The following is a 255-nucleotide window of genomic DNA, read 5'->3' on the forward strand; positions in this document are numbered from 1 at the left end:
ACCCTTGAAATCGGCACTCCAGACATCATTGGGGTGGACGACAGTATGTAGTTCATGAGGTCGTGTGGATTTAAAAGCCGGAGGCCGACGCTTTTTAACCAGCCCGTGAACCCGAAACAGCTCTCCAATCGTACTGGCCGCAGGCACGCCGGTGATATTCAGGTTAAGCAGTCGCTGCCTGATTTTGTCCGGACCCCATAGCGGGTGCTGCTGTTTAGTGTCCAGCAACAGCTGCACCATGGGTTCAGGGGGTGA

Annotated in this window: 1 pseudogene; it reads right to left on the reverse strand. The window is 54.9% G+C overall.

Annotation, left to right across the window (positions count from 1 at the left end):
• Positions 1-255: pseudogene (locus AC07RN_RS21565) on the reverse strand (integrase core domain-containing protein); the annotation flags it as partial.

This window comes from Lelliottia sp. GFLA7, from assembly GCF_056490165.1.